Source organism: Mycobacterium appelbergii (assembly GCF_032883035.1).
Classification (GTDB): Bacteria; Actinomycetota; Actinomycetes; order Mycobacteriales; family Mycobacteriaceae; genus Mycobacterium; species Mycobacterium appelbergii.
In genome coordinates this window covers 24028-43274 of sequence record NZ_JAMQTH010000022.1, presented here as the reverse complement: position 1 = coordinate 43274, position 19247 = coordinate 24028, and the positions used below count along the sequence as shown (strand labels likewise).

Here is a 19247-nt window from a genome sequence, read left to right as displayed (position 1 = left end):
CTCTACGTCCACACCACCAGCCCGTCCGCCCGTAGGTGGGCGCCATCGGCGGGAGTGTGTTCGACGAGGCGCCCGTCGTGCATCAGGTGCTGCACGCTCACACCGAAGCGCAGCACCGCCACATCGGCCACGAGACGACGGTGACACCGCCACCACACGCTCTCGCTGCACATCATCGCCGTCCGCACGCGGGCGACGCCCTCCAGCAGTTCGGTGAGGCCGTCGGAGAACTCTTCGGTGCGGCTGTAGGCGGCATACGCAGCGAACTGCTCGACACGCCACCACGGGTCTTCCCGAGGTGAGCCGGCCGGTAGGCGTCGTCGCCCACCCAGGCGGGGCTCCACGCGGTAGGTGATACCGGCTTCCGGCAGCCAACGGCGCAGCGCGTCTGTTTCGACATCGGGATTGTGCCTACTGTGGGGGAACCGTCGGATATCCACCAGCGCTTTGACATCCACGCCACCAAGGAGCTCTGCCAGCGCCTCCCGACGCAGCGATCCGTGTCCCACCGATATCAACGTCATGTCAGTTGCCATCATCGCGCAGTTTCAGGGCCTCGGCGTCGTCGGCAGGGCTCAGTTTCAACTTTAGTCACACTAGTCACAGCGTGGCTCCCGTGAGCCGGGCGGCAGATCGCCTACTCTGCAAACCCGATGGCGACCTTACGGAGAACCTCGAAGCGCGGCCTGTCTCTACTGGCCGCGCTGGCCGTGTTCGCTGCGCCCGCGATGGTCGCAGGCCCTGCGGCCCGCGCCGAACCCGATATGCCGCCCGCGGCCAACACCTGCCCCTACAAGGTGACCACCCCGCCTGCCGTCGACGCGTCGGAGGTCCCCAAGCCCGGTGACCCCACGCCGGGCCCGTTGCCGGTACCGGCCAAGTCCGTCGGCGGTGAGGCACTTTCGGGTTGCGGCATCATCACCGCGCCCAACACGCCGCCGCTACCCAACGACGTCTCCGCCGAGGCCTGGCTGGTTGCCGACCTGGACACCGGAGACGTCATCGCCGCCAGGGACCCGCACGGCCGCCACCGCCCGGCCAGCATCATCAAGGTCCTCGTTGCGACGGCGGCCCTCAACGAGCTCAACCTCAACAAGCGTGTCGCGGGCACCCAGGAAGATGCGAACTCCGAAGGCACCCGCGTCGGTGTCGGCCCCGGCGGCCAGTACACGATCAACGATCTGCTGCACGGCCTGCTGATGCACTCCGGCAACGACGCCGCACATGCGCTGGCCGTCCAACTCGGCGGCATGGACACCGCGTTGCAGAAGCTCAATGTGTTGGCAGGCAAGCTCGGTGGCCGCGACACCCGTGCCGCAACCCCGTCCGGCCTGGACGGCCCTGGCATGAGCACGTCGGCCTACGACATCGGGCTGTTCTACCGGTACGCCTGGCAGAACCCGGTTTTCGCCGACATCGTGCACACCGAGACCTACGACTTCCCCGGCCGCGACGGCAATCCGCCCTACCCGGTGGAGAACGACAACCAGTTGCTCTACAACTACCCCGGCGCGCTCGGCGGTAAAACCGGGTACACCGACGACGCCGGGCAGACATTCGTCGGCGCGGCCAATCGTGACGGGCGACGACTGGTCGCCGTGTTGATGCGGGGCACCCGGGTGCCGATCGCGCCGTGGGAACAGGCCGCACATCTGCTGGACTACGGGTTTGCGACGCCCCCGGGCACCAAGGTCGGCACGCTGGTCGACCCCGATCCATCGCTGGCGGCCCCCGAACCCGAACAGCCCTCGGCGGCCCAGGCCGCGGCGGTCCTGCCTTCCGCCGACACGCTCCCGGTGCGGGTCGGGGTGGCGGTCGTCGGCGCGATCGTCGTGTTGCTGCTCATGATGGTCGCCCGGTCACTGAACCGTCGTCCCGTGCGCTGACTCGTTTCCCGCGTAATCCCCCGCGAGAAGACAGTTAGGTCCCCGCAGAGCACGGTTTTCGGGTACCGCAGCGTCTGCTCGCCGGGGATGGCGATCCGCACACTGACTGTGGACGAAGCCTCACCACGGACCGATGACGTACTCGAGTAGCGCGAGTGACAGGGCACCGAGCATTGCGATCGCCCATGCCGCGGCCACCGTCAGCCCGGTCACCCGGGTCGGCGTCAGTTTCGACAGCAGCGCACCGGCCGCGGCGCCCAGCCCGCCAAGGACCACCGCCCCGCCGAGCACCAGATAGAACACCGACCCGAGCGCCGCGGTGGGCGCGGCATCCAGCCCTCGTGCGTAGCCGCCGAACGGGACAGGAAACCGGTACACCGCACCGACAATGGCGGCGGCGACCGGCGCCCACCCGATAGCTGCTGCGGCGCCCAGCAGAGCGGTTCGCCAGCTCACCTGCTACCACCGCCGCAGGAGCGCCTCGGCTCCTGCGCAGAGTTGCGCCAGGGTGTCTGCGGCCGAGCGCACCTGGGTCACCGATCCGATGCCCTGCCCGGCGTTGACGGGCGTTCCGCGCAGCACCCGTTCGGGAATGGTTGCCGGCCAACGATATCCGGCTGCGATGTCGAATTCTCGAGTTAATTCGGTCTCGGTGCCTGCCACCAGGGCATCCCGGGCGGGCGCCGGCGTCAACGCCTCGGCACAGGTGGCGAACAACGTGCCCACCCAGGCTCCTGCCGCACCGGCCGCCAACACCGCAGCCACACCGCGTGCCGACGAGATGCCACCCGCCGCCAGTACCGGCACCTCGACCTGATCAAGCACCTCGGCCAGCAGTGGCAGCGTGCCGATCACGGGTTCGCCGTGCCCACCTCCCTCGGCGCCGCGCGCCACCAGGACGTCGACCCCGGCGTCGACGGCGCGCCGGGCCGCTTCGACCGTGGCCACCTGCGTCGTCACGGTCACCCCGACGTCGTGCGCCCGATGCACCCAGGTCCAGTCCTCGCCGAAGCTGACACTCAGCAATGCGGGCCCGGCCGCGAGCGCCACGTCGAGCAGCTCCGGCTGATCGGCCATCACCCAGTGCACGAGGCCAATACCGAACGGGCGGTCGACGTTTCCCATCGCGTCGAGTTCGTGTCGGAGCAGCTCCGGGGTGGCCGAGCTGCCCATCCCGATCATGCCCAGCCCGCCTGCGGCCGACACCGCGGCCGCCAGCGTGCCTCCTGCTGCCCCGCCCATCGGCGCGTTCACGATCGGCGCGTCGATGCCGATGGCCGTTGACCATGTGGTTGCCAAGCTCACAGCCTGCGACGCTACCCGGTTTGCTACCGTGGAATTGCCAGCATCTGGCACCGGACGAGGCGGCACCGTACCCGGACAGCGACAAGACGGGCCTTGGAGGTGCACCATGGCTTGGATCATTCTCGTCGTGTCAGGCGCGTTCGAAGCGGTGTGGGCGACGGCGCTCAGCAAGACCGACGGCTTCACCCGACTGGCACCATCGCTGGTATTCGGTGTCGCCCTGGTGATTTCGATGGGCGGCCTGGCCATCGCGATGCGCACTCTGCCCCCGGGCACCAGCTACGCGGTGTGGGTGGGGATCGGCGCGACGCTGACCATCTGCTACGCCATGATCACCGGCGCTGAGTCCGCGTCGGTGATCAAGATCCTGCTGATGCTCGGCATAGTCGGCTGCATCGTCGGACTCAAAGCCATCGGTCACTGAGGGATCACGTTCTCGGGCCGGATGTGCGCACGGCGTGCTCTCCTTCGGCGAGACGACCGAGCGCCAGCGCCCCGACCAGCAGGCCGAAATCGCGCAGCGCCACGTCGTAGAAGCCGGGCAGGGTGATCAGATTGATGATGATGCCGGCCAGCCAGGCCGCGACGACGTACGCACCGATCCGGGGCGCGACGGCGACAAGGATGCCGGCGACAATCTCGATCACTCCGACCAGGTGCATTGCCGTCGCGGCGTCACCGGGCAGCAGCCGGTCGATCCACGGTGCGAGATAGCCCTGCCAGTCGGTCATCAGATTGGTGAACTTGTCCAGGCCGAACAGGATCGGCGCGACGGTGAACACCGTGCGCAACAGCAGGAATGCCTGGTGCGTCGGGTCCTTGAGGAGCTGGGAGCGGTTCGCGGTGGTAGCCATGGCAGGCTCCAATCTGTAACGGATAGTAGTTTGTACGTTAGGCTTCAGAATTTCTAACGTCAATAGATCCTTCCGATAGAAAGGGTGGCCATGCCGATAGCCGACCGTGATGCAGCCGGAATCGGGGCGCTGGCCGACCCGATCCGCCGCCGGCTGTATGAATTCGTGTCCACCCAGCCCACCGCTGCCAGCCGAGAGCAGGCAGCCGAGGCCGTCGAGATCCCGGTGCATCAGGCGAAGTTTCACCTGGACAAACTGGAAGCCGAAGGGTTGCTGATCGCCGACTACGCGCGGTTGCACGGACGCTCGGGCCCGGGCGCCGGACGCCCGTCGAAGCTGTACCGGCGGACCGACCGCGACATCGCGGTGTCCCTGCCCGACCGCGAATATCAGCTGGCCGGCCAGTTGATGGCCGATGCCATCGCCGCGGCGGCGGCCACCGGCGCCCCGGTCATCGACACGCTCCACCGCCACGCCCATGCCCGTGGCCGCGCCTGGGGTGAGTCAGCCATCGACGGCCGGGAGCCGCCGACCACCCCTGTGGCGGCCTTGGCGCTGGCCACCGAGGTGATCGCCGAGCACGGCTACGAGCCACGGCACCAAGACGGCCGGGTGGTACTGGCGAACTGCCCGTTCCACCAATTGGCAAAGACCCAAACCGAATTGGTGTGTCAGATGAACCATGCACTGCTCGGCGGCCTGACCGAAGCGTTGCAGCCACATGGTCCCGCCGCCGAACTCGATCCGGGGCCAGACCGCTGCTGCGTGGTACTCCACGCGCCGGCATAGCGCCAGATCAGCGTCGTCTGAACCGTGCCAGCCCAAGAGCGCCAATTGCACCCGCGGCCGCGGCGGCCAACACCCCGGGCGCACCGATGCCCTCACGCACCTGCACCCGGGTGATGATCTGGGCGGGTTCGGGCGCCGCGACCGGCGCGATGGCCAAACTCTCCTTCGTCGTGGCCGCCCACGCCGTGGCGAACAGGATCAGTCGCGCGGTCACGTAGGCGAACACCATCAGGCCCAGTACGGGACCGAACGTCGCACCGGCCGGGCCGTTGAGGACCGACTGCAGATAGATCGACGCCACCTGCTTGAAAATCTCAAATCCGATGGCCGCCAGCAATCCTGCCTGCAGTGAACTGCGGAAGCTGACCGCCTCACGCGGCAGCCGCGAGATGATCCAGGTGAACAGCAACCATGAGATGCACACCGACACCAGCAACGAGATCACCCGCAGCCCGATACCGATCCCGGAGACGTCGCCGAACCCGATCCATCCCAAGACCCGACGCATCAACGACGGGTCGCCCAGCGCGGTGAGTGCGATGGTGATCACCATCGCCAGGAAGGCGGACACGAGCGCCACCAGATCCGACAGCTTGGACCGGACGAAACCCGATACCTCCTGACGCTGCTCCCACATCTGGCTCAGCGCCTCACGCAGGTTCGCCATCCAGCCCAGCCCCGCCCAGGCCGCGGTGGCCAGACCGATGACACCCACGGTGCCGCGCGAGGCGATGGCCGAGTCCATCAACGTGATCAGCTGCTGGCCGAGGTCGCCGGACACCGCATTGCGGATCTGTTCCTCGATCTCGTCGAGCAGCTCGGGTCGGCTGGCCAGGACGAAGCCACCGGCCGCGAAGCCCACCATCAACAGCGGGAACAGCGCAAAGATCGTGAAATAGGTGATCCCCGCGGCGTAAAAATTGCCCTTGCAGTCGTTATAGCGTTGCTGGGCACGCATGACATGGTCGAACCACGGATACCGTGCCCGCAGCCGATCCAGAATCCCCGGCTTCTCCTGCTCGTTCACCAACACCCCTCCCCGGGCGTCTACGACGTTTGCTGAAGAAACCCTATCCTGTCGTAAACCCGCGCGAGCGTACTGCCCGACACCTGCCTGGCACGGTCCGCTCCGGCGGCCAGCACGGCCTGCAGTTCGGTGGTGTCGGCGAGCAGTTCATCCACCCGGGTCTTGATCGGAGTGACGAATTCCACTACCGCATCGGCGGTGTCCTTCTTCAGATCGCCGTAGCCGCGCCCGGCGTAGCCCTCGACGAGCTTGTCGACATCGGCGCCGGTGACCGCGGACTGGATGGTCAGCAGGTTGGACACGCCAGGTTTGGCTTCCGGGTCGAACCGGATCTCCCGTTCGCTGTCGGTCACCGCGGAGCGGATCTTCTTCGCGGTGGCCTTCGGATCATCGAGCAGGCTGATCAGCCCGGTATCGGTGGCCGCCGATTTGCTCATCTTCGCCGTCGGGTCCTGCAGGTCATAGATCTTCGCGGTCGACTTGGGGATCATCGGCTCGGGCACCACGAAGGTGTCCGGGAATCGGGAGTTGACCCGCTGGGCCACATCGCGGGCCAGCTCCAGATGCTGGCGCTGATCCTCTCCGACGGGCACCAGATCGGTGTCGTAGAGCAGCACGTCGGCGGCCATGAGCACCGGATAGGTGAACAGGCCGACCGTGGTCGCATCGGCACCCTGCTTCTGCGACTTGTCCTTGAACTGCGTCATCCGCGAAGCCTGCCCGAACCCGGTGAAACATCCCAGCACCCAAGCGAGTTGGCTGTGCTCGGGCACGTGACTCTGGACGAAAACCGTGCTGCGGGACGGATCGATACCAAGCGCGAGGTACTGCGCCGCGGTCACCAGCGTGCGCCGCCGCAGCGTCTCCGGGTCCTGAGCAACGGTGATGGCGTGCAGGTCGACGACACAGAAGAACGCGTCGTAGCCATCCTGCAGCTGCGCCCAGTGCGTCACCGCTCCCAGCGCGTTGCCGAGGTGCAGGGAGTCAGAGGTGGGTTGGGCGCCGGAGAACACGACGCGTTTGCTTCCGCTACTCATGATGAGTCGATTTTCCCATTGACGTCATCCGTGCTCCCCGCGGGTCAATTGTCGCAGCACCCGCAGGAACACTTTTCGATCCTCGGCACTCAATTCACCGAGCCAGCGCTCCTCCCCCCGCTGGATTTCGGCCTGCACCGCGTCCTTGAGCTCACGGCCGGCCGGCGTGATCGCCAGCAGGCGCACCCGGCGGTCGTCCGGATCCGGTTGACGCTCGATGAGGCCGTCGCGCTGCAGTTCGTCGAGCGTGGGAATGATGCGTGTCTTGTCCGCCCCGATCGCCTCGGCAAGCGCGGCCTGGGTGCGGATCGAGGAGCGGTCAAGCGCATTCAGCACGACATAGCCCCACATCGTCACGCCGTGCGCTTCCAGCACGGGCATTTCGGCGGCGGCCAACTCTCGCACCAACGGAGCGAGCATGGCCGCCAGGTCAGGACGTCGCGGCACCCGATCATGGTAGGCGTTGCTTTATCGTATGCATGCGCTTACGATACGCGCATGACTACTATTTCCGCGGATATCCGCCCCCCGCACCGCACCGCAGTCCTGCGTTCCATCGACGTGGTCAACACCGTGACGACGACGGATCTGAATCTGCCCACGCCGTGCGCGGGCTGGACGCTCACAGACCTGCTCGCCCACATGACCGTCCAGCACCGCGGATTCGCCGCGGCGGCCCGAGGAAACGGCGCCGACGAAGAGATCTGGCGTCCCGGGACCGTCGTCGACGCGGTGGCAACCGATCCGGTCGCGGCCTATGCCGCGGCCGCCCACGAGGTGCTCGACGCGTTCGCCGCCGATGGCGTCGACGAGGCCACCTTCGCGCTACCCGAGTTCGGACCGGGGGCGACATTTCCCGGCTCGCTGGCGATGGGCTTCCACTTCGTGGACTACGTGGTGCACGGTTGGGATGTCGCCGCGACCCTGGGCACGCCATACGAATTGCCCGCCGACGTCGTCGAGGCTGTACTGCCGCTCGTACTGATGGTGCCGGACGGCGAGATCCGAACCGCTGCAGGCGCGCCGTTCGCTCCGGCGGTCAAAGCTACCGGCGCAACGGATTTCGAGCGGATCCTGTTGCACCTCGGCCGCACACCGGGCTGGCGTCAGCCGAACTGAACAGTCACCGGAGAGTGGTCGGACCAACGTAGGGCGTACAACTCGGCACGGTCCACGTGCGCGGACACCACCCGCGCCGCGAGCGCAGGGCTCGCCAGGTGATAGTCGATGCGCCAGCCGGCGTCGTTGTCGAATGCCTTGCCGCGCCAGGACCACCAGCTGTACGGGCCCGCCACATCGGGATGCAACGCCCGCACCACGTCCACCCAGCCGGTGGCCAACAACTCGGTGAGCCACTGCCGCTCGCTGGGCAGGAAACCAGCCTTCTTGAGGTTGCCTTTCCAGTTCTTGATGTCGTTCTCGGTGTGCGCGATGTTCCAGTCGCCACACAACACCGCATCGCCGTCGCGCAACTCGGCCATCCGCGTCGCGACGGCCGCCATGAACCGCTCCTTCTCCAGCTGGCGGTCGGTCTCGGCCTCACCGGTCGGGACGTACACGCTGGCCACCGTCAGGCCCCCGGTGTCGACCTCGAGATAGCGGCCGTGCGCCGCGAATTCGTCCGAGGCGATCAACCGGGTCGCAGCGATCGGGTGTCGCGACAGCACCGCAACACCGTTGCGGCCCTTGAGGTGCGGATCGGCCGACGCCAGGTTCCAGCCGTCGGCGAGCGCGGGGGCCAACGCGTCGGCGAGCTGATCGTCGTCGGCCCGGGTCTCCTGCAGACAGACCACATCGGCGGTGGTCTCCTTCAACCAGGGCAACAGCCCCAGATTGTCGGTGGACCGCTGCTTGACCGCGGCGCGGATGCCATTGACGTTGATGGTGCTGACCGTCATCGATGTTCGCGCGCTCACGTCCGCCAAGGCTACCGACCGGCGCCGACAACCCGACCGCGCCCCTTGCGGTACCGGCGGTATCACCTTAATGTCGTCCGGCATGGCCGAACGTGCACCGATCCACCTGGGTTTCGTCGGCGGTGCCGACAATCCACCGCGGGAACCGATCCTGCTGCTACACCCGTTCCTGCTGTCGCAGAGCGTATGGAAGTACGTGGCGCCCCAGCTTGCCCAGACCGGCCGCTACGAGGTGTTCGCGCCGACCATGCCGGGCCACAACGGCGGCACGCGGGGACGACTGTTCCTCGACGTCGCGACACTTGCCGATGATGTCGAGCGCCGCCTCGACGAGCTGGGCTGGACGACCGCGCACATCGTCGGCAACTCCCTGGGTGGCTGGGTGTCCTTCGAGCTGGAACGCCGCGGCCGGGCCCGCACCCTGACCGGTATCGCACCCGCGGGCGGCTGGGACCGCTTCACCCCGGCGAAATTCGAGATCATCGCCAAATTCATGGCCGGGCTGCCGGTGATCCTGGCCACCACCGCGCTGGGGCAGCGCATCCAGCGGCTGCCGCTCTCCCGGCAGATCTCCTACCTGGCCGTCAGCGCGACGCCCGATGCGCTCAACGAGAGTGACCGCCACGATCTCATCGAGGACGTCTCGCACTGCCCCGCGTATTTCGAGCTGATGTACAAGGCTTTGACCACACCCGGGCTCACCGAGCTGGCGCAATCGCGCACCCCGACACACCTGGTGATCTGCGAGAAGGATCGTGTGCTGCCCGCACCGCGGTTCACCCGACACTTCACCGACAACCTGCCGCCGGGGTCAGAGGTCACCCGGCTCGACGGGGTGGGCCACGTGCCGATGTTCGAGGCGCCGAGCCGGATCACCGAACTGATCGTCGAATTCGTCGACCGTCATGTCGGCCCGGAGCGCGCGACCGGTTAGGCCTCGAGTGCCGTCTTGAGGTGCCCCGCGATCGCGGCGAGGAACTCTTCACTGGTCTGCCAGGCCTGCTCCGGTCCGATGAGCAGGGCCAGATCCTTGGTCATCTGCCCGCCTTCGACGGTCGAGATGACGACCTCTTCCAGCGTCTCGGCGAAGCGCGCCACCTCGGGTGTCTTGTCCAACTTGGCGCGGTGCTCCAGACCGCGGGTCCAGGCGAAGATGGATGCGATCGGGTTGGTCGAGGTCGGCTTGCCCTGCTGATGCTGGCGGTAGTGCCGGGTGACCGTGCCGTGCGCCGCCTCGGCCTCGACGGTCTTCCCGTCAGGGGTCATCAGCACCGAGGTCATCAACCCCAACGAGCCGTAACCCTGTGCGACGGTGTCGGATTGAACGTCCCCGTCATAGTTCTTGCAGGCCCAGACGTACCCGCCCTCCCACTTCAGGCAGGCGGCCACCATGTCGTCGATCAACCGGTGCTCGTAGGTCAGTCCGCGCTTGTCGAACTCCGCTTTGTACTCCTCATCGAAGATCCGCTGGAATTCGTCCTTGAACATCCCGTCGTAGCCCTTGAGGATGGTGTTCTTCGTCGACAGGTAGACCGGGTAGTCCTGCTGCAGCCCATAGGAAAACGACGCCCGCGCGAAGTCCTGGATGGACTTGCGGAAGTTGTACATCCCCATGATCACGCCGCCGTCTTCGGGGATCTTGACGACGTCGTGCACGATCGGCTCGCTGCCGTCATCCGGAGTGAACGTCACGGTGAACGTGCCGCCCTGCTCGACCTTGGCGTTGAACGCCCGGTACTGGTCCCCGAACGCGTGCCGGCCGATGATGATCGGCTTGGTCCAGCCCGGGACCAGACGCGGCACGTTCTTGATCACGATCGGCGCCCGGAAAATGGTCCCACCCAAGATGTTTCGGATCGTTCCGTTGGGTGAGAGCCACATCTCCTTGAGGTCGAACTCTTTGACGCGGGCCTCATCGGGCGTGATGGTCGCGCACTTGACACCGACACCGTGACGCTTGATGGCCTCGGCCGCGTCGATCGTGACCTGGTCGCCGGTCTCGTCGCGATGCTCGATGCCGAGGTCGTAGTAGTCCAGGTCGATGTCGAGGTACGGCAGGATCAACTGATCCTTGATCATCTTCCAGATGATGCGAGTCATCTCGTCACCATCGAGTTCGGCGACCGTGCCGTCGACCTTGATCTTGGCCATTGTGCGACTCCCCGCGTCCGACCCGGGCCTACACAGAACCGAGCGTGTCGTTGAACGTCTTGCTCGGCCGCATCACCGCGGTGGTCTTGTCGCGGTCCGGGTAGTAGTAGCCGCCGATGTCGGCGGGCCCGCCCTGCGCCTGGTTGAGTTCGGAGACGATGGCGTCCTCATTCTCGGCCAGCGACTTGGCCAGTGGCGCGAAATGCTCGGCCAGTTCCTTGTTCTCGGTCTGCTCGGCGAGCGCCTGCGCCCAGTAGAGCGCGAGGTAGAACTGGCTGCCCCGGTTGTCGAGCTCACCGGTTTTGCGCGACGGGCTCTTGTTCTCGTCCAACAGCTTTCCGGTCGCGGCTTCGAGGGTCTTGGCCAGGACGTTCGCCTTCTCGTTGCCGAACTTGCTGCCCAGATCCTCCAGGCTGGCGCCAAGCGCGAGGTACTCGCCGAGCGAATCCCACCTCAGGTGGTTCTCCTCCACCAGCTGATGGACATGCTTGGGCGCCGAACCGCCTGCGCCGGTCTCGTACAGACCACCGCCCGCCATCAGCGGCACGATCGAGAGCATCTTGGCGCTGGTACCCAGCTCCAGGATCGGGAACAGGTCGGTGAGGTAGTCGCGCAGGATGTTGCCGGTGGCGGCGATGGTGTCCTGCCCGCGGCTGGCGCGCTCGATGGTGTGCCGCATGGCGCGTACCTGCGACATGATCTCGATGTCGAGGCCCTCGGTGTCGTGGTCCTTGAGGTAGGTGCGTACCTTCTTGCGCAGCTCGGCCTCGTGCGGGCGCTCCTGGTCCAGCCAGAACACCACCGGCATGCCGGACAGCCGGGCGCGCGTCACCGCCAGTTTCACCCAGTCGCGAATCGGCGCATCCTTGACGATCGGCATGCGCCAGATGTCGCCTTCTTCGACGTTCTGCGTCAGCAGCACCTCGCCGGAGTCGTTGTCGACGATGTTGGCGACGCCGTCGGTGGGGATCTCGAAAGTCTTGTCGTGGCTGCCATACTCCTCGGCCTTCTGCGCCATCAGACCGACGTTGGGGACCGTGCCCATCGTGGTGGGATCGAACTGGCCGTTCGTCTTACAGAAGTTGATCATCTCCTGGTAGATCCGGGAGAAGGTCGATTCGGGGTTGACCGCCTTGGTGTCCTTGGTCCGCCCGTCCGCGCCGTACATCTTGCCGCCGAGACGGATCATCGCGGGCATCGAGGCGTCCACGATGACGTCGCTGGGCGAGTGGAAGTTCGAAATGCCCTTGGCGGAGTCGACCATGGCCAGTTCGGGGCGGTGCTCGTGGCAGCGGTGCAGGTCTTCGATGATCTCCTCACGCTGCGAGGCGGGCAGCGATTCGATCTTGCTGTAGAGATCCGACAACCCGTTGTCGACGTCGACGCCGAGTTCGTCGAACAGCTTCTGGTGCTTGGCGAAGGCGTCCTTGTAGAAGATCTTCACCGCGTGGCCGAACACGATGGGGTGACTGACCTTCATCATCGTGGCCTTGACGTGCAGCGAGAACATCACGCCGGTCTTGTAGGCGTCCTCGATCTGCTCTTCGTAGAAGTCGCACAGGGCCTTTTTGCTCATGAACATGCTGTCGATGACGTCGCCTTCGTCCAGCTGCACCTCGGGCTTGAGCACTACGGTTTTGCCAAGATCGCCGTTCGCGGGGATCAGTTCCATCCGCACCTTGCGTGCCTTGTCCAGCGTCATCGACTTCTCGCCGTGATAGAAGTCGCCCTCTTTCATGGTCGCCACGTGGGTGCGCGAAGCCTGGGACCACTGGCTCATGCTGTGCGGATGTTTGCGCGCGTACTCCTTGACCGCCTTGGGCGCGCGGCGGTCCGAGTTACCTTCGCGCAGAACCGGGTTCACCGCGCTGCCGAGGCACTTGCCGTACCGCTCCTTGATCTTCTTTTCTTCGTCCGTCTTGGGCTCGCCGGGATAGTCCGGCAGGTCGTAGCCCTTGGCCTTGAGTTCCTTGATGGCGGCCAGGAGCTGCGGCACCGAGGCGCTGATGTTCGGCAGCTTGATGATGTTGGTGTCCGGCAGCTGCGTCAGCTCGCCCAGCTCGCCCAGGTTGTCCGGCACGCGCTGCTCTTCGGTCAGGCGATCGCCGAACTCGGCGAGGATGCGCGCGGCGACCGAGATGTCACTGGTTTTGACGTCGATGCCCGCCGCGTCGGCGAAAGTGCGAACGACCGGTAGAAACGCATACGTCGCAAGGAGCGGCGCCTCGTCGGTCAGCGTGTAGATGATGGTCGGCTGCTGGGCACCCATGAACATTCTCCCGGCGTCAGTTTCGGTCAGATGAGGCCCGGAAAGGCCCCCTAGATCACTCGTAATCACTCGCTGCTATTTCGCGGCCAGACTACAAGGGCGCGAACCGCCACGAAGGGGCAGCTTTCATTACTGACCAGTAACTTTCGGTTGCGCCCCGCCGGTTGCCGCCGATGCGCACCCCTGAGGTGGAACGCGTTTCAGTCGGCGCCGCAAACCTCCAGGAACAACCGACTGGCACCGGCGCGACGCGTTGAGATAAGCTGCATGTCGGTCATGAGTGCCAGCGTCAAGCCCCGGCTCGCTGGCCGGCAACCCTCCAACCGCGGTGGGGTGCCCCGGGTGATTGACCAGGTTGAGTAGCTGTAACTGGCTGCAAGGCAAGCGCGGGTCCGAGTGCACGGGCCCCAGAGAGACAGGGAAACCTGATGGAGGCCCACCATGTGTCGTTGTCCGTGAAACGTTCGCGTCCGTCCGCCGTTGTCCGAGTGCAGGCCTGACGCCGCCATCCGGTAACCCTTTTCATCCCCTTCCTGCGGAGGAGACAACCCACCATGAGCACCCCAGAAAACTGGTCGTTCGAAACCAAGCAGGTTCACGCAGGCCAGACACCCGACAGCGCCACCAATGCCCGGGCACTGCCGATCTACCAGACCACGTCGTACACGTTCGACAACACCGCCCACGCCGCCGCGCTGTTCGGCCTGGAAGTTCCCGGCAACATCTACACCCGCATCATGAACCCGACGACCGACGTCGTCGAGCAACGCATCGCCGCCCTCGAAGGCGGGGTCGCCGCGCTGTTCCTGTCCTCCGGGCAGGCAGCCTCCACCGTCGCGATCCTGAACATCGCAGGTGCGGGAGATCACGTCGTATCGTCGCCGCGGCTGTACGGCGGCACCTACAACCTGTTCCATTACTCGCTGCCGAAGCTGGGCATCGAAGTCAGTTTCGTCGACGATCCGGACGACCCGGACTCCTGGCGGGCCGCGACGAAGCCCAACACCAAGGCGTTCTTCGCCGAGACCATCTCCAACCCCCAGATCGATGTCCTCGACATTCCATCGGTGGCGGCGGTCGCTCACGAAAATGACGTCCCGCTGATCGTCGACAACACGATCGCCACGCCCTACCTGATCCAGCCGATCACCCACGGCGCCGACATCGTCGTGCACTCGGCGACGAAGTACCTCGGTGGGCACGGTTCGGCGATCGCCGGAGTGATCGTCGACGGCGGCACCTTCGATTGGACCAACGGCAAGTTCCCCGGGTTCACCAGCCCGGACCCCAGCTACCACGGGGTGGTGTTCGCCGAGCTCGGCGCACCGGCATACGCGCTGAAGGCCCGCGTGCAGGTGCTGCGCGACCTCGGTTCGGCCGCCTCCCCGTTCAACGCGTTCCTGATCGCGCAGGGATTAGAAACGCTGTCGCTGCGTGTTGAACGTCACGTGTCCAACGCGCAGAAGGTGGCCGAGTACCTGGCCGGGCACGCGGACGTGACGTCAGTGAACTACGCGGGCCTACCCAGCTCGCCGTGGTACGAGCGCGGCCGCAAACTCGCCCCCAAGGGCACCGGTGCGGTGCTGGCATTCGAGTTGGCCGGCGGCGTCGAAGCAGGCAAGGCCTTTGTCGACGCGCTGACATTGCACAGCCACGTCGCCAACATCGGCGACGTGCGGTCCCTGGTGATCCATCCCGCCTCGACGACACACCAGCAGCTCACCGCGGAAGAGCAACTCGCCAGCGGGGTCACCCCCGGGCTGGTGCGGTTGGCCGTCGGCATCGAGGGCATCGACGACATCCTGGCCGATCTGGAACAGGGTTTCGCCGCCGCGCGTCCGTTCAGCGGCGTGTCACAATCCCCCGCAACGGTGTGAGACAAGCAGAGTGACGATCACCGAAGAGCCGCCCGTGCACACCCAACCCTTGCCGGCCGAAGGCGAGATCGCTGTGGTGGACATCGGTCCGCTGACGCTGGAGAACGGCACCGTCCTGCCCGACGTGTCCATCGCCGTACAGCGGTGGGGCGAGCTGTCGCCCAGCCGCGACAACGTGGTGATGGTGCTGCATGCCCTCACCGGCGACTCCCATATCACCGGGCCCGCCGGCGACGGACATCCGACGCCGGGCTGGTGGGACGGCGTGGCCGGGCCGGGCGCCCCGATCGACACCGACCGCTGGTGCGCGATCTCGACCAATGTCCTCGGCGGCTGCCGTGGATCCACCGGCCCCAGCTCCCCCGGTCCGGACGGAAAACCTTGGGGCTCACGCTTTCCTGAGATCACCATCCGTGACCAGGTGGAGGCCGATCGCGCCGCGCTTGCCGCGTTGGGCATCACCGAGGTCGCGGCGGTAGCGGGCGGGTCGATGGGCGGAGCCCGAGCGCTGGAATGGATCGTCGGTCATCCCGACGAGGTGCGCGCAGCCCTGGTACTCGCAGTCGGCGCGCGCGCCACCGCCGATCAGATCGGCACCCAGTGCACCCAGGTCGCGGCGATCAAGGCCGATCCGGACTGGCAGGGCGGTGACTACTACGACACCGGTCGCGCCCCGAATGCCGGGATCGAGGTCGCGCGACGCGTCGCCCACCTCACCTATCGCGGTGAGGAGGAGCTGGACACCCGGTTCGGCAACGATGCCCAGGACGGCGAGGATCCCAGTACCGGCGGCCGTTACGCGGTGCAGAGTTACCTGGAGTATCAGGGCGGCAAGCTGGCCGCCCGGTTCGATGCGGGTACCTATGTGACGCTGTCGGACTCACTGTCCAGTCACGACATCGGCCGTGGCCGTGGCGGCGTGCGTGCCGCGTTGCAGAGCTGCCCGGTACCGGTGATCGTCGGTGGCATCACCTCGGACCGGCTGTACCCGATCCGTTTGCAGGAAGAGCTCGCCGAGCTGCTGCCCGGTTGCACCGGCCTCGAGGTGGTCGATTCGATCTACGGCCACGACGGCTTCCTGGTGGAGACCGAGGTGGTCGGCAAGCTGGTCCGCCGGACACTGGAGCTGGCAGCACGGTGAGTACATCGCAGCAGCCACGTTCCCTGTCGTTCGGCTCGGAGGCCGCTGCCTACGAACGGGGCCGCCCGTCGTATCCGCCCGAGGCCATCGACTGGCTACTGCCTGCCGGAGCGCGCGATGTGCTCGACCTCGGAGCGGGCACCGGAAAACTGACCACGCGGCTGGTCGAACGAGGACTCGACGTGGTGGCCGTCGACCCGATCCCGGAGATGCTGGAGCGGCTGTCGAATTCTCTGCCGGACACTCCCGCACTGCTCGGCACGGCCGAGGAAATTCCCTTGCCGGACAACAGCGTCGATACCGTGCTGGTGGCCCAGGCCTGGCATTGGTTCGATCCGGAACGGGCGGTGCGCGAACTGACCCGGGTGTTGCGACCGGGCGGCCGGTTGGGTCTGGTGTGGAACACCCGCGACGAACGACTGGGCTGGGTGAAGGATCTGGGCCAGATCATCGGCCACGAGAACGACCCGTTCAACCACCAGGTGAGCGTGCCCGCGCCGTTCGCCGACACCGAACGCCACCAGGTGGAGTGGACGAGCTACCTCACCCCGCAGGCGCTCATCGACCTGGTGGCGTCGCGCAGCTATTGCATCACCTCGCCCGAGCAGGTGCGCACCCGCACCCTGGGGCAGGTCCGCGAGCTGTTGGCCACCCACCCGGCACTGGCCAACTCCAACGGCCTTGCCCTGCCCTACGTCACGGTGTGTATCCGGGCCACCCTCTCTTAACGTCTCAGCGGGCCGAGCCGTGGGTTCGGGTCACGCGATATCACGATTCGCCTGTCCCATCCGCACACTCGCCGTGCCTTCCGTGCCTTCCCTGCCGAACCACCGCTCCAACGCGGCGCGCAGCCCGACGCATCCTGGGCTGTCTGCGGCCCAGGCGACATAGCCGTCGGGCCGGATCAACATGGCCGCCATTGGCCGGTCCGGGACAACCCCCACCGCGATATCGACCCGGTCCCGCCAACCCTGTGCGGCGTCGGCGTAGGTTCCGCCGGACAGGTCGAGTAACAGGGGTCGACCGGTGTGCATCAGTTCGGCGATCCGGCGACCGTCTTCGAGAACCAGATCGGGAATGAGCAAACCGGAGAGCGGGTGGGCATCGCCGACGTCGTAGCGCACATCGGAGCCGGCGAGCAGATTCGCGATGTGCGATGCTCCGTCCGGCGTCGACAGCAACTCACCGAAAAGTGTTCGGAGTGCGGTGACTTCGGGACCGGCGGCCATCAGCGCGGCCTGCGCCATCGAGTGCATCATCACCCGCTGGCCGGCGGGGTACCGTTCGGTGTGATAGCTGTCGAGCAGACCGGGTGGCGCCCAGCCCTGTACCGCCGCCGCCAGCTTCCAGCCGAGGTTCACCGCGTCCTGCATCCCCAGGTTCAGGCCGGGGCCACCCATCGCCGAGTGCACATGGGCGGCATCGCCGACCAGAAAAACATCCCCCACCCGGTACTGCTCGGCCTGCCGGGTGTTCTGGCCGTTGATGCGTCGCGACGCATGCGGGCCGGGTCCTGTCGGCGGCTCGATCGGCAGGTCGACGCCGAGCACCCGACCGGCACTTTCCCGTAGTTCGGCGATGGTCAGCGGAGGTGCATCGTCGGGCAACAGGCTGCCGTACTCGATGGTCCCGACCATGGGACGCCCCGGCTCGAACCCGGCGTAGATGAGTACCCCGCGATCGAATCTGTTATGTCCAAATGGGATACGGCCATATCCAGGGATATCGAGACCGCCGTCGCTGGTGCGCAGCTCCTCGGGAAGACTGACGTGTGCGACGCGGGCGACCATGTCGGTGGTCAACCCGGGGAATTCGACGCCGATGCTCTTTCTGACCTGACTGCGTCCACCGTCGGCGCCGACGAGATAGGTGGCGTGCAGACCGTGGCGGCCCTCGGGTGATGCCACCGTCAATGCGACGCCGTCTGCTCCGGGTTCGATGTCGGTCAGTTCGTGCGCCCAGCGGATCTCCACGCCCAGGCCCGACAGCCAGGCCACCAGGTCGCGCACCACGCGTGGTTGTTGGATCAGCATGCCGTACATCGGATTGTCGCCCACATCGACGAACGGCACCTGCATACCGGCGAAGATGTAGGCGTCCATCGGTTGCGGCGGCTGGTCCGAACCACTGAGCCGCTGGTAGAGACCACGCAAATCGAGCACTCGATTTGCTTGTCCCACAATGCCGTTGGCCTTCAGCTCGATATCGGGACTCGGCAGTCGCTCCAGCACGACCGGACGGACGCCTGCCAGCGCCAGCTCCCCCGCCAGCAGCAGACCGTTGGGTCCGGCGCCGGCGATGACGACATCTGCTCTGTTCTCGTTCATGGGTTCCTTCCGGGTTCGGGCAGCCCCGCGGTGATGGCGGCGAAGCCTTTTCGCAGTAGTGAAGTGAATGGCACAGGTGGATCGGATGCCGCGTACTCGTCCATGGCGACGTCGCCGACCGCGCGCACGACGGCTACCACCAGCCGGGGGTACATATCGCGCTCGGGGTCGGTGCCGGTGCGTTCGGCAATCACCCTCACCCATTCGTCGGACATACTCCGGAAGGTCGCATCGCGGATCTCGGGAACCATCAGCAGCTTTCGGACCTCGCTGAGCTGCTGGCGCGTCGGCAACACGTTCTCGGCGCCGTATACCTCCGCGAAGTCCTTGTCCAACGGTTCGATCACGGATTCGATGATCGCGGTCCACAACGGCTCGTCGGCGGGACGCGCACGCAGCATCTCGATGCTGTGTTGCATTCGCTCGACCTGGCGATAGGCCAGCGCCTCGTACTTGCCGGTGAAGTAGTTGTTGAAGGTACGCAGCGAAACTCCCGCCAGGTCGGCGATCGTCTCGCGGGTCACGTTCTCCAGACCGTTGTCGAACGCGAGCTTCAGCGCGGCGTCACTGAGCGCCCTTCGAGTGTCGAGTTTCTTGCGTTCCCGTAGACCCACATCGGCCACAGTAGCTAAATATTGCACATCAGGCAAGATTGCCTAGTGTGCAAT

Annotated in this window: 20 protein-coding genes and 2 riboswitches; of the genes, 8 read left to right on the top strand and 12 right to left on the bottom strand. The window is 66.2% G+C overall.

The annotated features are described in order from the left end of the window. Positions 1 to 2: 2 nt before the first annotated feature. On the bottom strand, positions 3 to 524 hold the full coding sequence (locus tag M1247_RS34540; protein ID WP_317160959.1) for a DUF488 domain-containing protein: 522 nt from the start codon (positions 522 to 524) through the stop codon (positions 3 to 5). 129 nt (positions 525 to 653) lie between these two features. On the opposite strand from M1247_RS34540, the gene M1247_RS34535 reads away from it, so the two are divergent. Beyond that, positions 654 to 1886: a D-alanyl-D-alanine carboxypeptidase family protein gene (locus tag M1247_RS34535; RefSeq protein WP_317160958.1), complete on the top strand. Its 1233-nt coding sequence runs from the start codon at positions 654 to 656 to the stop codon at positions 1884 to 1886. 120 nt (positions 1887 to 2006) lie between these two features. On the opposite strand, the gene M1247_RS34530 is transcribed toward M1247_RS34535, so the two are convergent. Continuing rightward, a complete protein-coding gene (locus tag M1247_RS34530; RefSeq protein WP_317160957.1) occupies positions 2007 to 2342 on the bottom strand; it encodes a hypothetical protein in 336 nt (111 codons plus the stop codon). Between the two features lie 3 nt (positions 2343 to 2345). Further along, positions 2346 to 3242: a nitronate monooxygenase gene (locus M1247_RS34525; RefSeq protein ID WP_317160956.1), complete on the bottom strand. Its 897-nt coding sequence runs from the start codon at positions 3240 to 3242 to the stop codon at positions 2346 to 2348. Then, a riboswitch (guanidine-III (ykkC-III) riboswitch) is annotated at positions 3223 to 3286 on the top strand. It overlaps the preceding gene by 20 nt. Before the next feature lie 11 nt (positions 3287 to 3297). Here M1247_RS34525 and M1247_RS34520 point away from each other — a divergent pair. Beyond that, the gene (locus M1247_RS34520) at positions 3298 to 3615 is read left to right on the top strand and encodes a DMT family transporter (RefSeq protein ID WP_317160955.1); all 318 of its coding nucleotides are present in this window, start codon (positions 3298 to 3300) and stop codon (positions 3613 to 3615) included. Positions 3616 to 3619: 4 nt separating this feature from the next. On the opposite strand, the gene M1247_RS34515 is transcribed toward M1247_RS34520, so the two are convergent. Next, positions 3620 to 4045, bottom strand: coding sequence for a hypothetical protein (locus M1247_RS34515; protein ID WP_317160954.1), 426 nt, complete (start codon positions 4043 to 4045; stop codon positions 3620 to 3622). Positions 4046 to 4135: 90 nt separating this feature from the next. On the opposite strand from M1247_RS34515, the gene M1247_RS34510 reads away from it, so the two are divergent. Further along, on the top strand, positions 4136 to 4834 hold the full coding sequence (locus tag M1247_RS34510) for a helix-turn-helix transcriptional regulator (protein ID WP_317160953.1): 699 nt from the start codon (positions 4136 to 4138) through the stop codon (positions 4832 to 4834). Positions 4835 to 4841: 7 nt separating this feature from the next. Here the strand turns inward: M1247_RS34510 and yhjD are convergent, their stop codons facing one another. From yhjD to M1247_RS34495, 3 genes are read right to left on the bottom strand one after another with little or no spacing between them, the layout of a single operon-like run. Beyond that, entirely contained in the window at positions 4842 to 5861 is a 1020-nt protein-coding gene (gene yhjD / locus M1247_RS34505) for an inner membrane protein YhjD (RefSeq protein WP_317160952.1), read from the bottom strand. 20 nt (positions 5862 to 5881) lie between these two features. Next, on the bottom strand, positions 5882 to 6898 hold the full coding sequence (trpS, locus tag M1247_RS34500) for a tryptophan--tRNA ligase (protein ID WP_317160951.1): 1017 nt from the start codon (positions 6896 to 6898) through the stop codon (positions 5882 to 5884). A gap of 24 nt (positions 6899 to 6922) precedes the next feature. Then, a complete protein-coding gene (locus M1247_RS34495; RefSeq protein ID WP_317161020.1) occupies positions 6923 to 7318 on the bottom strand; it encodes a MarR family winged helix-turn-helix transcriptional regulator in 396 nt (131 codons plus the stop codon). Positions 7319 to 7396: 78 nt separating this feature from the next. Here M1247_RS34495 and M1247_RS34490 point away from each other — a divergent pair, with 78 nt between their 5' ends. Further along, positions 7397 to 8017 carry a TIGR03086 family metal-binding protein gene (locus M1247_RS34490; protein ID WP_317160950.1) on the top strand — a complete coding sequence of 207 codons (621 nt, stop codon included), beginning with the start codon at positions 7397 to 7399 and terminating at the stop codon, positions 8015 to 8017. Here M1247_RS34490 and M1247_RS34485 read toward each other — a convergent pair. Continuing rightward, positions 8005 to 8796: an exodeoxyribonuclease III gene (locus M1247_RS34485; RefSeq protein ID WP_317161019.1), complete on the bottom strand. Its 792-nt coding sequence runs from the start codon at positions 8794 to 8796 to the stop codon at positions 8005 to 8007. The two genes, M1247_RS34490 and M1247_RS34485, sit on opposite strands and share 13 nt — an antisense overlap. 100 nt (positions 8797 to 8896) lie before the next feature. Between M1247_RS34485 and M1247_RS34480 the strand changes: the two genes are divergently transcribed. Then, complete coding sequence (locus M1247_RS34480; protein ID WP_317160949.1) at positions 8897 to 9748, top strand: epoxide hydrolase EphH; 852 nt, start codon at positions 8897 to 8899, stop codon at positions 9746 to 9748. Here the strand turns inward: M1247_RS34480 and M1247_RS34475 are convergent. Further along, complete coding sequence (locus tag M1247_RS34475; protein ID WP_317160948.1) at positions 9745 to 10965, bottom strand: NADP-dependent isocitrate dehydrogenase; 1221 nt, start codon at positions 10963 to 10965, stop codon at positions 9745 to 9747. The two genes, M1247_RS34480 and M1247_RS34475, sit on opposite strands and share 4 nt — an antisense overlap. Before the next feature lie 28 nt (positions 10966 to 10993). Beyond that, positions 10994 to 13234, bottom strand: a complete 2241-nt coding sequence (locus M1247_RS34470; RefSeq protein WP_317160947.1) for an NADP-dependent isocitrate dehydrogenase — start codon at positions 13232 to 13234, stop codon at positions 10994 to 10996. Positions 13235 to 13506: 272 nt separating this feature from the next. Further along, positions 13507 to 13627: riboswitch (SAM riboswitch) on the top strand. Between the two features lie 161 nt (positions 13628 to 13788). On the opposite strand from M1247_RS34470, the gene M1247_RS34465 reads away from it, so the two are divergent. Genes M1247_RS34465 through M1247_RS34455 form a run of 3 tightly spaced genes read left to right on the top strand, consistent with a single transcriptional unit; the run spans position 13789 to position 16980 of the window. After that, on the top strand, positions 13789 to 15111 hold the full coding sequence (locus M1247_RS34465) for a bifunctional o-acetylhomoserine/o-acetylserine sulfhydrylase (RefSeq protein WP_317160946.1): 1323 nt from the start codon (positions 13789 to 13791) through the stop codon (positions 15109 to 15111). A 10-nt stretch (positions 15112 to 15121) separates the two neighbouring features. Then, positions 15122 to 16252, top strand: coding sequence for a homoserine O-acetyltransferase MetX (gene metX, locus M1247_RS34460; RefSeq protein WP_317160945.1), 1131 nt, complete (start codon positions 15122 to 15124; stop codon positions 16250 to 16252). Then, complete coding sequence (locus tag M1247_RS34455; protein ID WP_317160944.1) at positions 16249 to 16980, top strand: class I SAM-dependent methyltransferase; 732 nt, start codon at positions 16249 to 16251, stop codon at positions 16978 to 16980. The genes metX and M1247_RS34455 overlap by 4 nt, the downstream gene beginning before the upstream one ends. Before the next feature lie 30 nt (positions 16981 to 17010). Here M1247_RS34455 and M1247_RS34450 read toward each other — a convergent pair whose 3' ends face one another. Continuing rightward, on the bottom strand, positions 17011 to 18579 hold the full coding sequence (locus tag M1247_RS34450; protein ID WP_317160943.1) for an FAD-dependent monooxygenase: 1569 nt from the start codon (positions 18577 to 18579) through the stop codon (positions 17011 to 17013). Further along, positions 18576 to 19193: a TetR/AcrR family transcriptional regulator gene (locus tag M1247_RS34445; RefSeq protein WP_317160942.1), complete on the bottom strand. Its 618-nt coding sequence runs from the start codon at positions 19191 to 19193 to the stop codon at positions 18576 to 18578. Before M1247_RS34445 ends, M1247_RS34450 begins: the two co-directional genes overlap by 4 nt. Between the last annotated feature and the right edge of the window lie 54 nt (positions 19194 to 19247).

Coding starts and splice junctions, on each gene's coding strand:
- M1247_RS34540 (WP_317160959.1), bottom strand. CDS start 524: ATGACGTTGATATCGGTGGGACACGGATCGCTGCGTCGGGAGGCGCTG.
- M1247_RS34535 (WP_317160958.1), top strand. CDS start 654: ATGGCGACCTTACGGAGAACCTCGAAGCGCGGCCTGTCTCTACTGGCC.
- M1247_RS34520 (WP_317160955.1), top strand. CDS start 3,298: ATGGCTTGGATCATTCTCGTCGTGTCAGGCGCGTTCGAAGCGGTGTGG.
- M1247_RS34515 (WP_317160954.1), bottom strand. CDS start 4,045: ATGGCTACCACCGCGAACCGCTCCCAGCTCCTCAAGGACCCGACGCAC.
- M1247_RS34510 (WP_317160953.1), top strand. CDS start 4,136: ATGCCGATAGCCGACCGTGATGCAGCCGGAATCGGGGCGCTGGCCGAC.
- trpS (WP_317160951.1), bottom strand. CDS start 6,898: ATGAGTAGCGGAAGCAAACGCGTCGTGTTCTCCGGCGCCCAACCCACC.
- M1247_RS34495 (WP_317161020.1), bottom strand. CDS start 7,318: ATGCTCGCTCCGTTGGTGCGAGAGTTGGCCGCCGCCGAAATGCCCGTG.
- M1247_RS34490 (WP_317160950.1), top strand. CDS start 7,397: ATGACTACTATTTCCGCGGATATCCGCCCCCCGCACCGCACCGCAGTC.
- M1247_RS34485 (WP_317161019.1), bottom strand. CDS start 8,796: ATGACGGTCAGCACCATCAACGTCAATGGCATCCGCGCCGCGGTCAAG.
- M1247_RS34480 (WP_317160949.1), top strand. CDS start 8,897: ATGGCCGAACGTGCACCGATCCACCTGGGTTTCGTCGGCGGTGCCGAC.
- M1247_RS34475 (WP_317160948.1), bottom strand. CDS start 10,965: ATGGCCAAGATCAAGGTCGACGGCACGGTCGCCGAACTCGATGGTGAC.
- M1247_RS34470 (WP_317160947.1), bottom strand. CDS start 13,234: ATGGGTGCCCAGCAGCCGACCATCATCTACACGCTGACCGACGAGGCG.
- M1247_RS34465 (WP_317160946.1), top strand. CDS start 13,789: ATGAGCACCCCAGAAAACTGGTCGTTCGAAACCAAGCAGGTTCACGCA.
- M1247_RS34450 (WP_317160943.1), bottom strand. CDS start 18,579: ATGAACGAGAACAGAGCAGATGTCGTCATCGCCGGCGCCGGACCCAAC.